Origin of the sequence: Curtobacterium sp. VKM Ac-2887 (genome assembly GCF_015350935.1) — a bacterium.
Classification (GTDB): Bacteria; Actinomycetota; Actinomycetes; order Actinomycetales; family Microbacteriaceae; genus Curtobacterium.
The window spans coordinates 166,754-187,177 of sequence record NZ_JADKSB010000006.1; the positions used below are offsets into that span (position 1 = coordinate 166,754).

The following is a 20,424-nucleotide window of genomic DNA, read 5'->3' on the forward strand; positions in this document are numbered from 1 at the left end:
GTATGATCATCCGCGTGATCGAGATCCTGACGCCCGCCGAGGTCGAGAAGGCCCGTGCCACCGGAGCCCTCGTCGGCACCATCCTGCAGACCCTGCGCGAACGCACCCGCGTGGGCACCAACCTGCTCGAGATCGACCGGTGGGCGAAGCAGATGATCGAGGCCGCCGGCGCGGACTCCTGCTACGTCGACTACGCACCCTCGTTCGGCCGCGGTCCGTTCGGCCACCACATCTGCACCGCCGTGAACGACGCCGTGCTGCACGGGCTGCCGCACGACCGGGTCCTGGCCGACGGCGACCTGCTCACCCTCGACCTCGCGGTGTCGCTGGACGGCATCGCCGCCGACGCCGCCGTCAGCTTCATCGTCGGCACCCCGCGCGCCGAGGACCTCGCCCTCATCGACGCGACCGAGCGCGCCCTGGCCGCCGGGATCGCCGCCGCAGGACCAGGTGCGCGCATCGGGGACCTCTCGCACGCCATCGGGACCGTGCTCGAGGGTGCGGGCTACCCGGTCAACGTCGAGTTCGGCGGCCACGGCATCGGCTCGACCATGCACCAGGACCCGCACGTGTCGAACACGGGCCGCGCGGGCCGTGGCTACACGCTCCGGCCGGGCCTCCTGCTCGCGCTCGAACCGTGGGTGATGGCGGACACCGACGTGCTCGTCACCGATGCCGACGGCTGGACGCTCCGCAGTGCCACGGGAGCCCGGACGGCCCACACCGAGCACACCATCGCGATCACCGAGGACGGCACCGAGGTGCTCACACTCCCCCGCTGAGCGACCCCTCGACCAGGACGGGCAGCCCGCCGGCCGCGACGACGAGCACCAGGTCGGGCGCCGGCCGGTGGATCGTCACCGGGTGGTCTCGCCCCTCGAACCGCGCGGTGCCGGCAGCGACGTCCACGTCGACCGACAGCGGATCGACGCGCAGGCCCCGACCGTCGCGCTTCAGCACGGCCTCCTTCGCCGCCCAGCAGGCCGCGAGCAAGCCGGCATCACCGGCCGAGCGCTCGCGTTCGCCGGACGTGAAGACGTCGAGGGGCGCTGCGCCGACGCGGGACACCCGCTCGAGGTCGACGCCGACCGGGCCCGGCGCGACCGCGAGCGCGAGCACGCCGGTCGTGCGCGACAGGCTGACGCCGACCGCGGTGCCGTGCACCGTGGCCCAAGGACGACCGTGGTCGGTGCCGGCACAGTGTGGGCAGACGCGCCCCGCGCGCACGGCTGGCGACTCGACTGCCGCAGCCGCCGCGACGGCGGCGACCAGGGCCTCCCGGTCGGCCGCGCGGTCTGGACCCGTCGCGCAGAACGTCACCACGACGGCCTGGAGGCCCGACTCACCCACGCACGCAGCCTACGGTGCGCGGACGGCCGGCCCAGGGCCGTGGTCGCTACGCGTGCGTAAGTGCGATCAGTGCGACGTTCATCGTGCTGTAGAGACCCTCGGATCGGGTCGCCTGGCGGACGCGTCCGCGCAGCACTTCGTAGCGGCCGTCGTGCTCGCGCACGAAGCCGATCACGCCGGTCGCCGGCGTCGAGACGCGGTGGTAGCCGTCCTCGAGCGGGACGACCTCGGTACTCGTGGTTCGCTCCATTGCTGTTCCCTTCCGTTCGTCGTCGAACAGTGGCGCCAGCCTACCCCGCTCCGGGGGACAAGACACCCATGGATCGGCTTGTCCACAGTGTTCGCCGAGAGTCCGTCCGTCGCTTGCGCGCCGTGGATAGACTCCGGGCGACGGCGCTCTCAGGGCGCCGTTCGGGACGGCGTCGACGGCGCCGACCGGCGACGGACGGAGGACGGATGCGAACGGTCCAGCGCGGATCGGGCACAGGCGGGTCGAGGACGGAACGGGGGACAGCGCGGCTCTGGGGTCGCGTCACGGCAGCGGCCGTGGCGATGCTGATCGTCCTGGCTCCGGCGGCGACCGCGCAGGCCACGGCACCCGTCGACCTGGGTGGGGCGTACGTCCTCGACGAAGCCGACGCCCTCAGCTCCTCGCAGCAGGCGCAGGTCGAACAGGCGGTGCAGGACCTGTACGCCGAGACCCAGACGCAGCTGTACGTCGTGTTCGTGCCCACGTTCACCGATCCGACGGACCACACCGCGTGGGGCTCCGCGGTCATGGAGCAGAACCAGATCGACACCGACGGCATCCTGCTGTCGGTCGCCGTCGACGACCGCAACTACGACGTGCAGCAGACGAACGAGACCGCCATCTCCGAGTCCGACGTGCAGAGCGCCGTGAACGACTCGCTGCTCCCCGCGCTGAAGCAGGGCGACTGGTCCGGCGCGGCCGTGGCGTTCGCGAACGGCCTGACGGACACCCAGGCGCCGCCGAACCTGACCTGGCTCTGGATCCTGTTGCTCGTCATCGTCGTCGGCCTGATCGTCGTCGTGCTCGTCATCCGCACCCGCAACAAGCGGAAGACCGCCGCGGCCACCCAGGCACAGCAGGAGTCCCTCGCCGACCTCGAGCGCACCGCCGGCGGCGCGCTCGTGACGATCGACGACGAGCTCCGCACCGCCGAGCAAGAGGTCGGGTTCGCCACGGCCCAGTTCGGTCCCGACGCCGCGAAGCCCTTCGCCGACGCCGTCGCCGCTGCGCAGCAGGCCGTGCGCAAGGCCTTCACGTTCCGGCAGCAGCTCGACGACGAGATCCCGGACTCCCCCCAGCAGCGTGCGGACTGGGCGAACCAGATCATCGCGATCTGCCAGCAGGCGCACGCCTCGATCGAGGAACAGACCGAGTCGTTCGACAAGCTCCGGTCGCTCGAGGACGGCGTCGAGGAAGCAGCCGCCGCACTGGCCCAGGCCGTCGCGGAAGCACCGGCGTCGGTCGGCGCTGCAGCAGCCGCGCTCGACCGCGTGCGAGCCAACTACACCGGCCGTACCCTCGCGACCGTCGCCGACAACGTCGACCAGGCACACCAGGTGCTCGCCTACGCCACCGAGCGCTCGAACGCGGCCACCGCGGCGATCGCGGCCGGCGACAAGGGCGAAGCGGTGGTCGCCGTGCGCGACGCCCAGCACGCCTTGGCCCAGGTGCAGCAACTCACGAACAGCGCGGTCGCGGCCGAGGGCACCTTCACCGAGGCCACCGCACGCGCCGAGGCGATGCGCATCGACATCGAGGGCGACGTCGCCGCGGCCCGGACCCTCACCGTGGGCGGGCCCGACCTCGCCGCGGCCGTGACCCGGGCGCAGACCGTGCTGCGGCAGGGGTTCGACCCGAAGGACCCGATCACCGCGGTCGACGCCCTCACGAAGGCGAACACCGAGATCGACCAGGCCATCGCGGCCGCCCGGGGTGCCGAAGAGCAGCAGCGCCGGGCGTCCCGCGCCCTCGATGACGCCCTGCGCGACGCCCGGAACCGGATCAGCCAGGCGCGCGAGTACATCTCGCTGCACCGTGGCGGCATCGGACCGACCGCTCGCACCCGCCTGTCCGAGGCCGAACGCGCCCTCGACGACGCCGTGCAGCTCGCCACCACCGACCCCGGACAGGCACTGCAGGCAGCACGGGCGGCCGAGCAGTACGCCGCCGCGGCGATGGACTCGGCGAACGACGACATGGGCGGCTGGGGCGGCGGTGGCGGCGGCTTCGGTGGTGGCGGCGGCAACGGCGCCCAGCTCGGCGGCCTCGTCACCGGCATCGTGCTCGGCGGCCTGCTCGGCGGTCGCGGTGGCAGCTTCGGCGGCGGCTCCTTCGGGGGCGGCGGGGGCGGCGGCTTCGGCGGCGGGGGCGGTTTCGGCGGTGGCGGAGGCGGCGGCGGAGGCGGGTTCTCCGGCGGCGGCCGCTTCTGACCCCGACCCACCCGACGACCAGACCACACACCCGACAGACCAGTACCAGACAGACCAGACACACCACGTCAGACCTTCCAGGAAAGGGAACAGCAATGGCAAAGCAGACGATCTTCGGCCGCATCTCCACCCTCGTGCGGGCGAACATCAACCAGCTCATCGACAACGCCGAGGACCCGCAGAAGATGCTGGACCAGCTCGTGCGTGACTACACGAACAACATCGCCGACGCGAAGACGGCGATCGCGCAGACGATCGGCAACGTGCGGCTGCTCGAGCAGGACCACGAAGAGGACAAGCGCGCCTCGTCCGAGTGGGGCCAGAAGGCCGCCAACGCCTCCACCGCCGCGGACAAGTACCGCGCCGAGGGCAAGACGGCCGAGGCGGACAAGTTCGACAACCTCGCCAAGATCGCGATCGGCAAGCAGATCGCGGCCGAGCAGGAAGTCAAGGACGCCGAGCCGAACCTCGCCTCGCAGAACGAAGCGGTCGAGAAGCTCAAGACCGGGCTCGCCGGCATGGAGCAGAAGCTCGAGGAGCTCCGTGCGAAGCGCGACAACCTCGTCGCCCGCTCGAAGACGGCCGAGGCGCAGTCCAAGGTCAACGACGCCCTCGGCAACATCGACGTGCTCGACCCGACGAGCGACCTCGGTCGCTTCGAGGAGAAGGTCCGTCGTGAAGAGGCCAAGGTCCTCGGGCAGCAGGAGCTGCAGTCGTCGAGCCTCGACGCCCAGTTCGAGAGCCTCGAGGACGTCGGTAAGGACGCCGAGGTCGAGGCGCGACTCGCCGCGCTGAAGTCCGGCGGCTCGTCGAGCCTCTGACGTTCCCGGACGACCTTCCCGGACGACGCCGGACCCCAGCTGACAGACTGAGACGATGCAGTTCCTCGTGGTCGGTCAGTGGCAGGGTTCGGCGTCGTCGCGCGCGATGCGCCTCGGGGACGGAGCGACCGCGATCGCGGCCGACCTCCCCCGTGCGTCCACCACCGTGGTCGACGTCCCCGCCGGCGCGGGCGACCGGCTCGAGACGGCCGTCGCCCGGTACACCTCCGTGCTCGCCGTCGCCGACCGTGTGGCCGAGGAGACCGGCGTCGCGAGCGAACCGGTCCTCGTCGTCGGTGGGGACGGTGCGAGCGTCCTCGGTGCCACCGTCGGCCTCGGCCCGGACACCGCGTTCGTCCGCATCGCCGGGTCCAGCGGGTACCGCGCACTCAACCGCGCCCAGCCCGTCGCCGCTGAGACCGCAGCCCTCCGGATCCTGGTCGACCGCGCCGACGAGCTGTTCCCCGGGCTGCCGGTGCTCCCCGCCTCGTCGGTCGTGGTCGCGGGCGTCCGCGGGCTCGACGACGTCGAGGACGCCGCACTCGACCGTGCCGGGATCACCCGACTCGACGTCGACGCCGCCACCCCGGACGCCCTCGCCGCCGCCGTCGACGCCACCGGAGCGACCTCGGTGTTCGTGCACGTCGACCTCGACGTCCTCGACCCGTCCGAGGTCGACGGCCTGCTCGAGCCGGTGCCGTTCGGACTCGACGGCGCGGGACTGGTCGAGCGGATCCAGGCCGCGACCCGCGGCCGCCGCCTGGCCGGCGCCGCGCTCACCGGATTCGCTCCGGTCGACCCGGAGCGTGCAGTGGACGACCTCGGCGTGATCCTGCGCGTCGTCGGGGCGTTGACCAGCGCCTCCCGGGTGGCCTGAGAACCGACCCGGCGCGCCGGGCGCACCCCATGCCGGTCCGCGTACGCTCGGCCTCATGACGGACTACGACCTCATCGTGATCGGCGCCGGCGCAGTCGGCGAGAACGTGGCGGACTACGCCCACAAGCGCGGCCTGGCGGTCGCGATCGTGGAGTCCGAACTGGTCGGCGGCGAGTGCTCCTACTGGGCGTGCATGCCGTCGAAGGCACTGTTGCGCAGCGGCCACGCCCTGGCAGCGGCGAAGCGGCTCGACGGCGCGAAGCAGGCCGTCACCGGCGAGCTCGACGCCGCCCACGTGCTCGCCCGCCGCAACTCGTTCACCTCGGACTGGAAGGACGACGGTCAGGTCTCCTGGCTCGAGTCCGCCGACATCGCCCTGATCCGCGGCCACGCCCGCATCACCGGCGAGAAGACCATCGAGGTCGGCGGTGAGACGCACACCGCCCGTGCCGCCGTCGCCGTCGTGACCGGGTCGCTGCACGCGCTGCCCGACGTGCCGGGACTCGCCGAGGCGAAGCCGTGGGGCACCCGCGAGGGCACCAGCGCCCAGCAGGTGCCGGAGAGCCTGCTCGTGATCGGCGGCGGTGTCGCCGGCTCCGAGCTCGCCACCGCCTGGGCATCGCTCGGCGCGAAGGTCACCCTCGTCGCCCGGCACGGACTACTCGGCGGCATGGAGCCGTTCGCCGGCGAACTCGTCACCGATGCCCTCCGCGAGCTCGGCGTCGACGTCCGCACCGGCGTGAACCCCGTGCGGGTCGACCGCGACGAGCACGGGCTCGTCACCACCACACTCGACGACGACACCACCGTCATCACGAGCGAGGTGCTGGCCGCCACCGGCCGCACCCCGCACACCGCCGACCTCGGCCTCGAGTCCGTCGGGCTCACCGCCGGCGACTGGCTCGAGGTCGACGACACGATGCTCGTGCACGGCACCGACTGGCTGTACGCCGTCGGCGACGCCAACCACCGCGCCCTCCTCACCCACCAGGGCAAGTACCAGGCCCGCGCTGCCGGCGAGGCGATCGCCGCCCGGCACCAGGGCACGCCGCTGCACACCGAACCGTGGGGCGCACACGTCGCGACCGCCGACCACGCCGCGGTCCCCCAGGTCACGTTCACCGACCCCGAGGTCGCGAGCGTCGGCCTGACCGAGAAGGCCGCGCGCGAGCAGGGGCTGAACGTCCGTGCCGTGGAGTACGACCTCGGCGGCGTCGCGGGTTCCGCGCTGCAGGCCGACGGCTACACCGGCCGCGCCAAGATGGTCGTCGACGAGGACCGCGGGGTCGTCGTGGGCGTCACCTTCGTCGGCCAGGACGTCGCCGAGATGCTGCACGCGGCGACGATCGCCGTCGTCGGCGAGGTACCGGTCGACCGCCTCTGGCACGCGGTGCCGGCCTACCCGACGATGAACGAGATCTGGCTCCGGCTGCTCGAGACCTACGGTCGCCCGGCCTGAGCATGCGCAGACTGGCACGCCGGACGCTGCTCGACTCCCCCGTGTCGCGGGTGGGCTGGCTGTTCGCCACGGCGGTGGGTCTGGCGATCGGCGTGCCGCTGTCGACCGGCCGCGTCCGCGTGGTCGACGGGCTCGTCGTCTGCTCGGGCCTGCCGCGGTGGGTGTTCCGTCGTGGTGGCACCTGCGTCGGTTCGGTGTACCTGACCCGGGACAACGACGGGCCCCGGGTGCTGCGGCACGAGCGGGTGCACGTCGAGCAGTGGCGGCGGTACGGCATGCTCATGCCCGTGCTGTACGCCGTCGCCGGCCGAGACCCGCTCCGCAACCGCTTCGAGGTCGAGGCGGGGCTGGAGGACGGCGGCTACCGCTGACGGGTGCCCGTGCGCGGCGCTCTTCCTGCTGCGCTGCCCTGCGTTGCCCTGTGCCGTGTGCCGTGTGTGCCGATCGGTCACGACACCCCGTCGGGCTGGCGCCGAGTGGTCGCAGACCGTCGGCGGCTCCGGCCGCATCCGACTGTCTGCGACCGCTCGGCGCGGCACGCGCGGCGCGGCGTGACTTCGGTGAGGGCCGGCGGGCGACGAGACGTGACCGAACGGCGGACGGGAGGCACGGATCACGGCCGCCACGGGCCTTCCGTCCGCCGTGGTCCGGCCCACCTGCCCGGCTGAGGAGCGCTGATCGGTCGCGGCACCCCGCCGGGGCGGTGCCGAGCGGTCGCTGACCGTCGGTCGCACCGGCCGTGGCCGACGGCACGCGGCCGCTCCGCGACGCGCGCGCGTCGCGCCGCGTCTCGTCGCGGTCGGTCAGACGCCCTCCACCCCTGACGCCGAGGTTCCACGACACGCCGCGTGCCTTGCGCCGAGGTTCCACGGGCGGCCCGGATGCGGCGCGAGATGCCGAGATCTCGGAACCTCGGGGAGTCGCCTCGGCGGCACGTGGAGCGCACTCGCGACTGGACGGGTGGGTGGGGAGCGATGCGTCTCCGCCGCCGCGAGGTTCCACGACATGCCGCGTGCGTTGCGCCGAGGTTCCGCGGACGGCCCGGATGCGGCTCGAGATGCCGAGATTTCGGAACCTCGGGGCGCGGGGGCGGGCGCGCGGGTCAGGCGGCGGGACGACGGGGGACGATGAGGGGCGTGCCGGTCTCGGGGTCGGGGACGACCACGCACGGCAGGCCGAAGACGTCCTCGACGAGGTCGGCCGTCAGCACCGCGGCCGGGGGGCCGGCAGCGACGATCGACCCCTGGCGCATCGCGATGACGTGGGTGGCGTACCGCGCCGCCTGGTTCAGGTCGTGCAGCACCGCGACGACCGTCCGACCCGCGGCGTGCAGGGCGGAGGCCAGCTCGAGCACGTCGTACTGGTGGGCGATGTCGAGGAACGTCGTCGGCTCGTCGAGCAGCACGATGTCGGTCTCCTGCGCCAGGACCATCGCGATCCACACGCGCTGCCGCTGCCCGCCGGAGAGCTCGTCGACGCTCCGGTCCGCGAGCTCCACCGTCGACGTCTGCTCCAGGGCGGCCTGCACGGCACGCCGGTCGGACCCGGACGACGGGTGCAGCAGGTCCTGGTGCGGGAACCGCCCTCGGGACACGAGGTCGCGCACGGTGATGCCGTCCGGTGCGATCGGCGTCTGGGGCAGCATGCCGACCCGCCGGGCCACGGCCTTCGGGCGGTAGGAGTCGATCGGCGCCCCGTCGAGGTACACCGTGCCGGCTCGGGGCTTGAGGGTGCGCGCGAACGACTTCAGCAGCGTCGACTTGCCGCACGCGTTCGGACCGACGATGACGGTCAGTTCACCGTCGGGGACGTCCACGTCGAGCCCGTCCACCACGATGCGGTCGTCGTACGCGAGCGTCAGCCCACGCACGCCGAGCGCGGTCGTCGGGACTCCGACCACGCTGGTCGGCAGTCCGGCTGCGGCGTTCAGTTCTCGGCCTTGCCGTGCCGCCAGTACCCCATGAACGCGACCTGCTTGCGGTCGATGCCGACCCCGCGCACCAGGTGCCGGCGGAGCTCCTTGACGCAGCCGGCCTCGCCCGCGATCCAGGCGTAGACGGGGCGCGACTCCTCGGTGGCCGGCACGTCCCAGAGGACCTGCTCGTCGACGTCGACGTCCGCCAGCTCGACGACGTCCCCACAGGCGGGACCCGCGGCGACAGGTGCAGCACCGGCGACGACCGTCGACGCCCACGCGTGCACCTGGTCGGTCATGCGGACGCCGTGGGTCGCACCGTTCCGGGCGATCCAGCGGACCTCGACCCCGGCGGGCGCGCTCACGGGCAGCCGGTCGGCGTCGGTCGGCACCTCGATGAAGACGTGTCCGACGGTCGAGACGTCGAGCGCCTCGAGGATGGCGCAGATGGCCGGGGCGGCGGTCTCGTCCCCGGCGAGCAGGATGCGGTTCGCGTGCCCGGGTGCGAACTCGGCGGCACCGGTCGGCAGGTCCTCGGGCGACTCCGGCACGCGGGGTCCGACGATCCGGAGTTCGTCGCCGACCCGGCAGGACGACACCCACCGGGATGCGGGTCCGGCGTCGCCGTGTGCGACGAAGTCGATGTCGAGCTCACGGGCATCGGGCCGGAACGAGCGGACCGTGTAGGTGCGCAGCGGGTTGCGTTCCGCGTCCGGCAGCGCACGCCAGGCGGCGTACCAGTCCTCGTCCTCGGGCAGTTCGGAGAACCCCACACCGTCGAGCGGCAGGACGACCTTGATCCGCTGGTCGAGCCCGACCGAGGAGAAGTCCGCCAGGGCATCGCCCGTCAGCGTCACCCGGACGAAGTGCGGGGTGAGCGACGTGACCGCTGCCACACGGACGGAGAAGACGCGGTACCGGGTTGCCACGGATCCGAGTATGGCATGCCTTACCTAACGTCTCCAGACCCCGCAGACGGTGCGAAGATCGGTTCCGTGCCCGATGCCCCCGACGACGAATTCGCAGACCTGGCCGCCCTCGCCCGCGCGAGCGGCGTGACGGAGCCGCTCCGCGCCTCCAGGCAGGTGGTCCGCACCGATGACGGGCAGGAGACGTCCGCCATCCGGTGGGGCGACCGGGAGGCCCGGATCACCTACCTGCACGGGCTCGGCATCGACGCCCACAGCTTCGACCAGACCGCGCTCGCCGTCGGCGAGCCGGCGGTCGCCCTCGACCTGCCCGGCCACGGGCGGTCGTCGTGGCGGGACGACGCCGACTACGGGGCGTCCGTGACGGCGCCGACCGTGCTCGCGGCGCTCGACGCCCTGGAGGTCCCGCCAGGGATCGTCGTCGGGCACTCGCTCGGCGCGATCCTGTCGGCACGGCTCGCGGCCACGGCACCGGAGCGGGTGACCGGGCTCGTCCTCGTCGACATGTCACCGGACTTCGCGCAGCGGGCGGTCGACCGGATCGCCCGCGCGCTCGAAGCCGAGGAGCCGTTCGCCACCCTGGACCAGGTCGTCGACCGGGCGATCGAGGCACGCGTCGGCGATGACCGGCACGTGCTGCTGCGTGAGGCGCGCCACACCACGCGGCTCGGTGACGACGGAGCGCTCGTGCGGCGCCACCACTTCCCGCACCTGCCCGCCGGCCGCACGTCGTCGGTGGGGCGCTTCGCCGACGCCTGGCCCGATCTCGAGGCCCTGCGCGTGCCGATCCTGCTCGTCCGCGGCGACCGCGGGTACGTGTCCCCGAAGCTGCACGCCGCGTTCGCCGAGCGGCTGCCGGACGCCGAGATCGTGACGGTCACCGCACGGCACGCGGTGCAGAACCAGGCACCCCTCGAACTGGCTTCGGCGATCCGGGCATGGGCCGCACGTCACGGATTGTTGCACCGGATCGATGAACCGTCGCGGGACCGTACCGGCCCCCGGTAACCTCGTGCGAGCGCGAGCTGTGACCATCGCCCTCGCGTCCGGAAGGAACCCACACCCCATGAGTCCGCTCCTGCCTCGCCGTACCGCTCGGGCTGCGCGCACCACGCGCCTCGGACGTGCTGCCCTCGCCGCCACCGCGGTCGCCGTCGTCTCCGCCCTCGCGCTGACCGGCTGCTCCGGCTCGTCGAACGAGGACGGCGGCGCCGACGCCACCGTCCGCGTCGGCCTGGTGCTCGAACCGACCAGCCTCGACATCCGCACGCAGTCCGGTGCAGCGCTCGACCAGGTGCTCATCGACAACGTGTACCAGGGGCTCGTCGGCCGGACCGCCGACGGCGACATCCGTGACGTGCTGGCCTCCGAGCACGAGGTCTCCGACGACGGCCTGACGTACACGTTCACGCTGCGCGACGGCATCACCTTCCAGGACGGCAAGGACGTCACCGCGGCCGACGTCGTCTGGTCGCTCGAGCAGGTCAAGTCGAACGAGACCTACGTCGACTCCGCCAAGCTCGCGGGCGTCACCTCGATCACGTCCCCGTCGACCGGCGTGGTCGAGCTCAAGCTGGCGAAGCCCGACTCGGACCTGCTCTGGAACCTGACCGGCCGCTCCGGCTTGGTGCTCGAGAAGGCCGCGACGAACGACCTGTCGGACACCGCGAACGGCACCGGCCCGTACGAGGTCGCGAGCTGGAAGCAGGGCGACTCGCTCACCTTCGACCGCAACGACGACTACTGGGGCACGAAGGCGAAGGTCGCGAAGATCATCTTCCGGTACATCACCGACCCGTCGACGGCCGTCAACGCCATGGCGAACGGCGACCTCGACGTCCTCAACCCGGTCGACGGCACACTCAAGAGCCAGCTCGACGGCAACTCGGACATCGCGCTGCACTCCGGCAAGACGACCGACAAGTACACGCTCGCGTTCAACGACCAGAAGGCGCCGTTCACCGACAAGAAGGTACGCCAGGCGATCCGGCAGGCGATCGACCCGAAGGCGCTCATCAAGGCCATCGGTGGCACGGGCGTCGAGCAGGGCGGCCCGATCCCGGAGCTCGACCCCGGGTACGAGGACCTGACCGACATCGACGCGTACGACCCCGACAACGCGAAGCAGCTCCTCGCCGCCGCCGGTCAGGAGAACCTGAAGCTCACGCTGACGTACGCGAACATCTACCCGGCGACCATCGGCGACGTGCTCAAGTCGCAGCTCGCCGACGTCGGGATCACCCTGACCGTCAAGCGCGTCGACTTCGCGACCTGGCTGTCGACGGTGTTCCAGGCGCCGAAGTCGGGTGAGCGCGACTTCGACCTGTCGATGGTGGACCACGTCGAGGCCCGGGACTTCGGCAACTGGGCGAACCCCGACTACTACTTCGGGTACGACAACGCCGAGGTGCAGTCGCTGTACGCCGAGTCGATCGCGGCCACCGACGAGGACGCCAAGGTCGACGCCCTGCGGAAGGCCGCGAAGATCGTGAGCGAGGACGCCGCCGGCGAGTGGCTCTACACGGCCACCGAGATCACCGCCGTGCGCACCGGCGTGACGGGCTTCCCGGTCGACGGCGGCAACTCACGACTCGACCTGTCGAAGCTCGCCGTCAAGTGAGACGACCCGCGCCCGGAGCTCCGAGCACGTGACCCGGTTCCTGGTCGGCAGGCTGCTGCTGTTCGTCGTCGGGCTGCTCGTCGCGAGCGTCATCATCTTCGCGACCCTGCGGGTGCTCCCCGGCGACGTCGCACAGGTCGTCGCCGGCACCCAGTCGACCCCGGCGCAGGTCGAGCAGCTCCGGCAGCAGCTCGGCCTCGACCGGCCCGTCGTGGTGCAGTACCTCGACTGGATCGGCGGGGTGTTCCGCGGCGACCTCGGCCGGTCCCTGGTGACCAACGGGCAGGTCGCGCCGGAGATCGCGCAGAAGCTGGCGATCACGCTGCCGCTCGCGGGCATGTCACTCGTCACCGCGCTCGTGATCGGCGTCCCCCTCGGGGTCGTCGCCGCGGTGCTCCGCCGCCGACCGGGCGGCGCCGTCATCGGGTTCGTGGCGCAGGCCGTCGCCGCGGTCCCGGTCGTCTGGGCCGGCATGCTGCTCGTCGCGCTGTTCGCCGTCACGCTGCACTGGCTGCCGACCCAGGGCTTCCCGCTCGACGGCTGGTCCGAGCCGGGGCGGGCGTTCGCGTCGCTCGTGCTGCCCGCCCTGACCATCGGCGCGGTCGAGGGTGCCGTCATCCTGCGCTTCACCCGGTCCGCGACGCTGTCGGTGCTCGACGCCGACCACGTCCGCACCGCGGCCGCGATCGGGCTGACGCGCACGCAGGCGTTGCTCCGGCACGGGCTGCCCTCGGTCGCCCTCACCGTGCTCGCCGTGCTCGGGGTGCAGATCGCCGGGCTGCTGGTCGGAGCCGTCGTCGTCGAGCAGCTGTTCTCGCTGCCCGGGGTCGGTCGCATGCTCGTGACCGACGTCGGGCGCCGCGACGTCACCAAGGTGCAGTCCGAGCTGCTCGTGCTCACCGGGCTCGTGCTGCTGGTCGGCTTCGCCGTCGACGTCGTGCACCGCGCCCTGGACCCACGCCAACGCGAGGTGTCCGGATGATCCGCCGCCTGCTCTCCCGCCCCACCGGGGTCTTCGCCGTCGTCGTGCTCGGCCTGCTCGTGGTGCTCGCCGCGGTGTCGCTCGTGTGGACGCCGCAGGACCCGTTCCGCGCCGATCCGTTCCACCAGTGGGAGGGCCCGAGCGCCGCGCACTGGTTCGGCACCGACGCCGCCGGCCGCGACATCGCGAGCTACCTGCTCGCCGGCACCCGCACCACCGTGCTCGTCGCCGTCGGGGCCGGGGTGATCGCGAGCGTCGTCGGCATCGTCCTGACCGCGATCGGGTCGCTCACCGCACGCTGGGTGCGCGAGGGCACGGCCGTCCTGCTCGACATCCTGGTGGCGTTCCCGACCCTGCTGACCGCGATGCTGCTGACCGCGGTGTTCGGCGGGTCGCTCGGGGTCGTCATCGTGAGCGTCGGCCTGTCCTTCGGGGTGACGATCGCCCGGGTCGCCCGCGGCGAGATCCGGCGCATCGCCCGCAGCGACTACGTCACCGCCGCCCGGGCCTCCGGCGTCGGTGGTGTCGGGGTGCTGTTCCGCCACCTGGTGCCGAACGCCGCGCCGCTGTTCACCGTGCAGCTCTCGCTCGCGATGGCCACCGCGGTCCTCGCCGAGGCCGGTCTGTCGTACCTGGGCTACGGCGCCGGGTCGGATACGGCGTCGTGGGGCAACCTGCTCTCCGACCTGCAGACCTACATCGGCGTGCACCCGTGGAGCGCCACCTGGCCGGGGGCCGCGATCGCGCTGGTCGTCGCGGCGCTCTCCCTGCTCGGTGACGCGATCCGCGACGCCACCGACCCACGGCTGACGACGAACGACCGCGCAGCGGGCGGCGACCGCCGCACCGACCCGGCCCCGACCACCCCGGGGGTGACCGCATGACCGACCGCAGCCACAGCCGCAGCGACACCGGCCCCGGCGGGCTCGCGGTGGTGGGGCTCTCCGTCCGCATCGCGGGGCGGACGATCCTCGACGACGTGACGTTCACCGTGCCTCCCGGCGAGCGCGTGGGCGTGATCGGCGCATCCGGATCCGGCAAGTCCATGACCTCGCTCGCCCTGATGGGCCTGGAGCCCGCCGGCGCGACCGTCACCGGCAGCATTCGCCTGGACGGCACGGAACTCGTCGGCCTGCCCGATCGGGAGCGCGCAGAGCACCGCGGCTCCGGCATCGGCATGGTGTTCCAGGAGCCCGGCACCGCCCTCGACCCGCTGCGCCGCGTCGGCGCGCAGATCGCGGAGCCGCTGCGCCTGCACCGCGGACTCGACCGGCGGGCGGCACGCGCCGCGGCGACCACCCTGGCGGCGGACGTCGGACTGCCGGACCCGGAGTCGCTGCTGCGGCAGTACCCGCACCAGCTGTCCGGCGGGCAGCGTCAGCGGATCTGCATCGCGATGGCGATGGCCGGGCAGCCCGCGTACCTCGTCGCCGACGAGCCGACCACGGCGCTCGACGTCACGACCGAGGCACGGATCCTCGACCTCTTCGAAGGGCTGCCGGCCGGCATGGTCTTCGTCACGCACGACCTCGCCGTGCTCGCGCGGATCGCCGACACCGCCGTCGTGCTCGACGGCGGACGGGTCGTCGAGCAGGGCTCGGTCGCGTCCCTGCTCGCCGCACCGCAGCACCCCGCGACCGTCGCGCTCGTCGACGCCGCGCGCGCCACCGCCCGTCGTGCCCGTCCGTCCGGAGGCTCCGCATGACCGCCATCCTCGACGGGGTCGGGCTGCACCGCACCTACCGGCTCCCCCGCCGCGGGCCCTTCGAACCGGGCCCCGTCCGCACCGCCGTCGACGGCGTCGACCTGACGGTCGCCCCCGGCCAGCGGCTCGGGATCGTCGGCGAATCGGGGTCCGGCAAGTCCACCCTGGTGCGGCTGCTCGCCGGCCTGGAGGCACCTTCCGCCGGTTCCGTGACCGCCTCCGGTCGTCCGGTGGTGGCGTCCGGGTCCGCGGCCGCGATGCGCTGGTTCCGTCGCGAGACCGGGGTGGTGTTCCAGGACCCGTACGCGTCCCTCGACCCGCGGATGCGCGTCGGCGCGATCGTCGGCGAACCGCTGCGGGCACTGCGGATCGACGGGGACCACCGGGCGCTGGTGCGCGACGTGCTGGAACGGGTCGACCTGCCGGCAGAGGTCGTCGACCGGTACCCGCACGAGTTCTCCGGTGGGCAGCGGCAGCGCATCGCGATCGCCCGGGCCGTGGTGCACGGGCCGCGGATCCTGTTCGGCGACGAGCCGATGAGCGCCCTCGACGTGGTGGTTCGGGCACGGGTCATCGAGCTGTTCCGCTCGCTCGCCGACGACCTCGGGCTGACCCTGGTGCTGGTGTCGCACGACATCGGTGTGGTCCAGCGGCTGTGCGACATCGTCGCGGTGATGTCGGCGGGGCGCATCGTGGAGCACGGGCCGGTGTCGTTGCTCGATGCGCCGGTGCACCCGGTGACGCGGGCGCTGGTGGAGGCTGCGCCGACGCTGCCGTAGCGGCGGGCGCGGGGCGGGGCGGCACGCGATTCGCGACATCCCACGAGTCGATCGACGCGTGGCCTGTCGGAACATGCACACGCACCGGATGCACGTGCATGATGCGACGATCCACGAGGTGATCGACGCGTGGCCTGTCGGAACATGCACACGCACCCGCCTCGCTCCCCATCGCGTCGCGAGGGGTGTGCGACTCCTGTTCGACTGGGCGGGACTCCTTGCCCACTGAGCGGGACGCCGAGACGATCGACCTGCACCGATCGCTTCTCGAAGGGGAGAACGCATGAGCAAGTCGCACGACATCACCAGGCGCACGGCACTCGGACTCGGCATCGTCGCCACCGCATCGGCAGCGAGCGGGGTGCTCGGCAGCACACCGGCGAGCGCCCACGGCCGCGCCCACCCCGGCACAGGCCCCGCCGGCCCCGGCCACCCCGGTCGCCCGCACCTCGCCGCAGCGGTCGAGCGGGAGTTCGCCGCCGACACCACCACGGTCCTGCGGAACCCGCTGAACGGCTGGGCGCTGTACGGCTCGTCGGCACCGCCCGCGAACTACTGGACGCAGTACGACGACGTCCCGCTGCCCGACGGCACCACGGTCACGGTGTCCGACCACGCCTCGGTCATGTACATGCGGGTCTCGTGGACGATCCTCGAGCCGTCCGAGGGCGTGTACGGCTGGGACACGAACGCGGCGTTCGCGGGCATCCTCGCCGAGGCCCGTCGCCGTGGGTTGCGGCTGGCCTTCCGCGTCGTGGTGGACAGTCGCGACAAGTCGTCGGACTTCACGCCCGCGTGGGTGCGTGCCGCCGGGGCCGCCGGGTACGAGACGCAGACCGGCAGCAAGACGGTGTGGAGTCCGTACCCGGACGACCCGGTGTTCCAGGCGAAGTACGCCGCGTTCGTCGCGGCCTTCGGCGAGCAGTACGACGACCCGGCCACGACGGACTTCATCGACGGGTACGGGCTCGGCAAGTGGGGTGAGGGCCACTCGATGCTGTACCAGGACGCGGCGAACCGCGAGCCGGTGTTCGACTGGATCATCGACCTGTACCAGGAGCACTTCACCCGGGTGCCGCTGGCGTTGAACTACCACCGGATGATCGGGGGCCCGAAGGACTGGGGCACCCCGGACCCCGAGAGCGAGCGGATGCTCGACGGTGCGTACGAGAAGGGCTACGTCCTGCGCCACGACGCCTTCGGCATGACCACGTACTACGCGGACTGGGAGAAGTCGATGGCCGCGAAGTGGCGGTACAAACGGCCGATCATCATGGAGGGTGGGTGGGTCACCGCCCAGCACGACGTCACGCAGGACCCGCGCGGGTACGTGACGACCGCCGACGTCCGTCAGGGCGAGTTCGACGACTCGGTCGAGGCGCACGTGAACATGATGGACCTGCGGAACGGCGAGGCCCTGTCGTGGTTCGCGGCGCAGACCTTCCCGTTGACGCAGCGGTTCGACGCCGAGGGCGGCTACCGCCTGCACCCGTCGCGCGTGGTCGTGCCCGGTTCGGCGTCCGCCGGCGCGACGGTGGACGTCACGCACGAGTGGACGAACACCGGGTGGGGCTACCTGCCCGACAACCTGCCGGTGTGGAACGGCAAGTACAAGGCGGCGGTCTCGTTGCTCCGTGCGGACGGCAGCGTGGCGGGGACGTTCGTGGACAGCGCGTCCGACCCGTCGACGTGGTTGAAGGGCTCCCCGACGTCGTACGCGTTCCGTCCGTCGCTGGCCGGTGTCGCGGCGGGTGCGTACCGGTGGGGCATCGCGATCGTCGACACCACCGCCGGCAACGCCCCCGGCATCGAGCTCGGTGCGCAGGGCGCGCAGCAGGCGGGCTGGCTGGTCGTCGGCGACGTCACCATCGCCTGAGACGCGACTGCCTGGAGGCCCGGTGCCGGTCCACGAGACCGGTACCGGGCCTCCAGTCGGTCGCCCCCACCCCGTCCCGTCAGCGCGCGAGGAACGTCACGGCGCGCGTCAGGAACGCGCGGTGCTCCGGCGACGCGAACGACGCGGCGGAGTGGCCGAGCGCGTCGTAGACGGTGGTGCCGCCGCCGGGTCGTTCGTGCACCCAGGCGAGCGGGTGCCGCTCCCCCTCGTGCTCGTGGTCGAGCAGGACCCGCACCGATGGCGAGACCCGCAGGTGCGTGTAGCGCTCGTCCTCCAGGGTGAAGTCCGTCAGGCCGGCGGTGATCGGGTGCGCGTCGTCGACCACGCGGACGGCCGCGGGCCCGAACGGCGGGTGCATCGTCGTGCCGCGCTCCCACACCCCGCCGAGGGCACGTTCCCAGTGCGGGTCGTCGGCGAACGACGTCGCGGCGACGTGCAGCACGAGCAGGGGCACGTCGCTCGCGAGCAGGCGGTGGAAGCCGGCCCGGGCGTCGGTGAGCGGGACAGGGCGGTCGTCCCGGGGCAACCCGACGTCGACGACGACGAGCGACGGCAGGGGTCCGGTCGCGAGGGCTGCAAGGGCGGTGTCGACGTCCTCCGGTTGCTCGAGGGCGACGCCGGCCGACGCAGCGAGCGCCGTGACCGCGGCGTTCGTCTCGGCGAAGGGGTGCCACGGGTCGGTCCAGCGTCCGGAGCCGCCGAGCAGGACCGCGCTCACGGTGTCGCCCGGGTCACGGTGAGCGCGTGCTCGCCGTCGGTGGACGCCTGCCGCGCGACGAACCGCACACGGTGCACCGCCGGGCCCCAGACCCGCTCGAGCTTCGCGTCGTCGACGTCCCGCCGCTCGACGTGCACCGCGAACCGATCGGTGTCGACGGACAGGTGGGCGGGGCCGACGCGCAGCCCGCCGTCGACGGGCACGGGTTCGTCGCGGGTCACGAGCACCAGGGTCATCGTGCCGGGCTCCGCGAACGTCCAGGTGTCGCGGATGACCACGCGTTCGGCGGCGCGGCCACGGGGCACCGCCCGGTCGAGCGTCGCGGTGCGGTGGAGCGATCGCAGTCCGCCGGTCGCCGGGTACGCGGCGGTCAGGTCGGCGGACCACGACGCGACGTCGCCGTCGTCCTCGAACACGGTGCCGGTCGCGCGGAACGCGGCACCCTCGTGCTGTTCGACGCCGTTCGGCAGCGGGACGGTGTGCCAGGCACTCCGCATCGTCCAGATGCCGTAGCGGTGCTCCGGCATGAACGTCTCGCGGCGGTACACGCCCACCCCGACGTCGATGAGCACCGGTTCGCCGTCGAGCGAGACGATCACCCCGCCGGCGTCGTTGTGGTTGTGGCTGACGTCGTTGTGCCCGCCCTTCACCGCGAGGACGAACCCGTCGGTCGCGCCGTCGTGGGCGCGGGCGACGGCGACCTCGGTGCCGGGCAGCCACAGCGACGCGGGCATCCCGGGCTCGGCCGGCCCGTCGGTCCACGAGGGGTCCCGCAGTTCGGCGAGCGTCCGACGGAACAGCGCGGCGAGCTGTCCGTCGAACCGCAACGCGTGCTGCCGGCCCATCCACCGGGCGTGCCGCACGACCCGGTCGTCGTCGACGCGCTCCCCGAAGCGGGCGAGCAGGTTCCAGTTCGCGTTCTCGGCCAGCGCCGGGGAGCCGTCGGAGTGGTTGACCTGCGTCGCGGCGCCGATCTGCATGCCCATCGGGAACCGGGCCATGGCGGCGACCGGCTCGACCGAGAAGCCGTCGAACGCGCCGCCGGTGAGGTCCTCGACCAGGTCCAGGGCCTCGAACAGGGTCGCGCCGGCCCACCACCAGTACGTGGCACCCTCGTCGCAGCTGCCGTCGGCGTCGTAGCCGGCGCGGAACCGGTCGAGGATCACGAGCGCACGGTCGATCGTCGCGGCGAGGCGATCGCGGTCGGGCTCGACCACGGCGGCGCACACGAGCACGTTCGACACGATCCACGGCGCCCAGTTGTTCGGCGGCCCGTCGACCCCGTGCCAGGAGTACACCTCCTGCTCCCACGGGTCGAGCACGCGGCGGCGGATCTCGTGGTGGACGTGCGCGCGGATGCCGGGGCGGTCCTGCTCGAGGCGCTCCCCCGCGATCGCGTCGATCGCCGCGAGCATGCCGCCGACGTAGGCGTCCGACAGGTCGAGCACGTCCCGACCGGGCACGGGCAGGAACGGCCGGCTGCCGTCCTCGGGCAGCGCGTAGTGCGACGGCAGGCACCAGGCGCGCAGCTCCAGGATCCGCCAGACCTGGTCGCCGAGCACGTCCGCCCACTCGGCGTCGCCGGTCACGCCGAGTGCCAGGGCCGCGGTCGCGGCGGACTCGAGCAGGTTCCGCTGGGCCCGCTCGTACGGCTGGCGGTTCCCGTCGCGACTGTACGTCGCCCACAGGGCGAGGGTCGGGAAGGTGACCGCCGCGGCGGCGCGACGGTCGTGCGCGACCGCGAGCAGGGCCTCCCGGTCGGCGTCCGCGACGTGCGCCCACGCCGGGCGGTCGCTGACGGGAGGCGCGGGTCGCCACGTGCGCGGACGGAGCGCCGCGCGTGCTGCCGGGGTGAACCGGTCGGTGAAGGACGGGGCGTCGACGGTGACGGTCATGGGGTGGGTCTCCGGGT

19 protein-coding genes are annotated in these 20,424 nt (G+C 72.8%); 13 read left to right on the top strand and 6 right to left on the bottom strand.

Features of this window, described 5'->3' with window-relative positions:
* The first annotated feature begins 14 nt into the window (after window positions 1-14).
* Window positions 15-782 carry a type I methionyl aminopeptidase gene (map, locus tag ITJ69_RS09055; RefSeq protein WP_194672577.1) on the top strand — a complete coding sequence of 256 codons (768 nt, stop codon included), beginning with the start codon at window positions 15-17 and terminating at the stop codon, window positions 780-782.
* On the opposite strand, the gene ITJ69_RS20945 is transcribed toward map, so the two are convergent.
* The gene (locus tag ITJ69_RS20945) at window positions 766-1,350 is read right to left on the bottom strand and encodes a 4'-phosphopantetheinyl transferase family protein (protein WP_194672578.1); all 585 of its coding nucleotides are present in this window, start codon (window positions 1,348-1,350) and stop codon (window positions 766-768) included. The two genes, map and ITJ69_RS20945, sit on opposite strands and share 17 nt — an antisense overlap.
* A gap of 46 nt (window positions 1,351-1,396) precedes the next feature.
* Window positions 1,397-1,600 carry a hypothetical protein gene (locus ITJ69_RS09065; RefSeq protein ID WP_071255966.1) on the bottom strand — a complete coding sequence of 68 codons (204 nt, stop codon included), beginning with the start codon at window positions 1,598-1,600 and terminating at the stop codon, window positions 1,397-1,399.
* Between the two features lie 302 nt (window positions 1,601-1,902).
* Between ITJ69_RS09065 and ITJ69_RS20720 the strand changes: the two genes are divergently transcribed.
* The 5 genes from ITJ69_RS20720 (at window position 1,903) to ITJ69_RS09090 (ending at window position 7,338) form a co-directional block, all read left to right on the top strand.
* The gene (locus tag ITJ69_RS20720; RefSeq protein WP_267239461.1) at window positions 1,903-3,810 is read left to right on the top strand and encodes a TPM domain-containing protein; all 1,908 of its coding nucleotides are present in this window, start codon (window positions 1,903-1,905) and stop codon (window positions 3,808-3,810) included.
* A 95-nt stretch (window positions 3,811-3,905) separates the two neighbouring features.
* Window positions 3,906-4,631: a PspA/IM30 family protein gene (locus tag ITJ69_RS09075; protein WP_123294264.1), complete on the top strand. Its 726-nt coding sequence runs from the start codon at window positions 3,906-3,908 to the stop codon at window positions 4,629-4,631.
* Window positions 4,632-4,686: 55 nt separating this feature from the next.
* Window positions 4,687-5,508, top strand: a complete 822-nt coding sequence (locus tag ITJ69_RS09080) for an arginase family protein (protein ID WP_194672580.1) — start codon at window positions 4,687-4,689, stop codon at window positions 5,506-5,508.
* A 55-nt stretch (window positions 5,509-5,563) separates the two neighbouring features.
* Window positions 5,564-6,967: a dihydrolipoyl dehydrogenase family protein gene (locus ITJ69_RS09085; RefSeq protein ID WP_123671673.1), complete on the top strand. Its 1,404-nt coding sequence runs from the start codon at window positions 5,564-5,566 to the stop codon at window positions 6,965-6,967.
* 2 nt (window positions 6,968-6,969) lie between these two features.
* Complete coding sequence (locus tag ITJ69_RS09090) at window positions 6,970-7,338, top strand: Fe-S oxidoreductase (RefSeq protein ID WP_194672581.1); 369 nt, start codon at window positions 6,970-6,972, stop codon at window positions 7,336-7,338.
* Between the two features lie 731 nt (window positions 7,339-8,069).
* On the opposite strand, the gene ITJ69_RS09095 is transcribed toward ITJ69_RS09090, so the two are convergent.
* Together ITJ69_RS09095 and ITJ69_RS09100 are read right to left on the bottom strand one after the other, a co-directional pair.
* Window positions 8,070-8,867, bottom strand: a complete 798-nt coding sequence (locus tag ITJ69_RS09095; RefSeq protein ID WP_243650039.1) for an ABC transporter ATP-binding protein — start codon at window positions 8,865-8,867, stop codon at window positions 8,070-8,072.
* Between the two features lie 26 nt (window positions 8,868-8,893).
* A complete protein-coding gene (locus ITJ69_RS09100) occupies window positions 8,894-9,811 on the bottom strand; it encodes a siderophore-interacting protein (protein WP_323743074.1) in 918 nt (305 codons plus the stop codon).
* 66 nt (window positions 9,812-9,877) lie between these two features.
* Here ITJ69_RS09100 and ITJ69_RS09105 point away from each other — a divergent pair, with 66 nt between their 5' ends.
* The 7 genes from ITJ69_RS09105 (at window position 9,878) to ITJ69_RS09135 (ending at window position 17,773) form a co-directional block, all read left to right on the top strand.
* Window positions 9,878-10,819 (top strand): alpha/beta fold hydrolase, encoded by a 942-nt coding sequence (locus tag ITJ69_RS09105; RefSeq protein ID WP_194672582.1) that lies wholly within the window; start codon window positions 9,878-9,880, stop codon window positions 10,817-10,819.
* Window positions 10,820-10,877: 58 nt separating this feature from the next.
* On the top strand, window positions 10,878-12,431 hold the full coding sequence (locus ITJ69_RS09110) for an ABC transporter substrate-binding protein (RefSeq protein WP_194672583.1): 1,554 nt from the start codon (window positions 10,878-10,880) through the stop codon (window positions 12,429-12,431).
* Window positions 12,432-12,459: 28 nt separating this feature from the next.
* Window positions 12,460-13,413 carry an ABC transporter permease gene (locus ITJ69_RS09115; protein ID WP_194672584.1) on the top strand — a complete coding sequence of 318 codons (954 nt, stop codon included), beginning with the start codon at window positions 12,460-12,462 and terminating at the stop codon, window positions 13,411-13,413.
* Complete coding sequence (locus ITJ69_RS09120; protein ID WP_194672585.1) at window positions 13,410-14,297, top strand: ABC transporter permease; 888 nt, start codon at window positions 13,410-13,412, stop codon at window positions 14,295-14,297. The genes ITJ69_RS09115 and ITJ69_RS09120 overlap by 4 nt, the downstream gene beginning before the upstream one ends.
* On the top strand, window positions 14,294-15,118 hold the full coding sequence (locus ITJ69_RS09125) for an ABC transporter ATP-binding protein (RefSeq protein ID WP_194672586.1): 825 nt from the start codon (window positions 14,294-14,296) through the stop codon (window positions 15,116-15,118). Before ITJ69_RS09120 ends, ITJ69_RS09125 begins: the two co-directional genes overlap by 4 nt.
* Entirely contained in the window at window positions 15,115-15,897 is a 783-nt protein-coding gene (locus ITJ69_RS09130; RefSeq protein WP_194672587.1) for an ABC transporter ATP-binding protein, read from the top strand. Before ITJ69_RS09125 ends, ITJ69_RS09130 begins: the two co-directional genes overlap by 4 nt.
* Before the next feature lie 283 nt (window positions 15,898-16,180).
* Complete coding sequence (locus ITJ69_RS09135) at window positions 16,181-17,773, top strand: DUF4832 domain-containing protein (RefSeq protein WP_194672588.1); 1,593 nt, start codon at window positions 16,181-16,183, stop codon at window positions 17,771-17,773.
* A 79-nt stretch (window positions 17,774-17,852) separates the two neighbouring features.
* On the opposite strand, the gene ITJ69_RS09140 is transcribed toward ITJ69_RS09135, so the two are convergent.
* Both ITJ69_RS09140 and ITJ69_RS09145 read right to left on the bottom strand, forming a co-directional pair.
* Complete coding sequence (locus tag ITJ69_RS09140) at window positions 17,853-18,512, bottom strand: ThuA domain-containing protein (RefSeq protein WP_194672589.1); 660 nt, start codon at window positions 18,510-18,512, stop codon at window positions 17,853-17,855.
* Window positions 18,509-20,407, bottom strand: coding sequence for a heparinase II/III family protein (locus tag ITJ69_RS09145; RefSeq protein ID WP_194672590.1), 1,899 nt, complete (start codon window positions 20,405-20,407; stop codon window positions 18,509-18,511). Before ITJ69_RS09145 ends, ITJ69_RS09140 begins: the two co-directional genes overlap by 4 nt.
* Window positions 20,408-20,424: the final 17 nt, after the last annotated feature.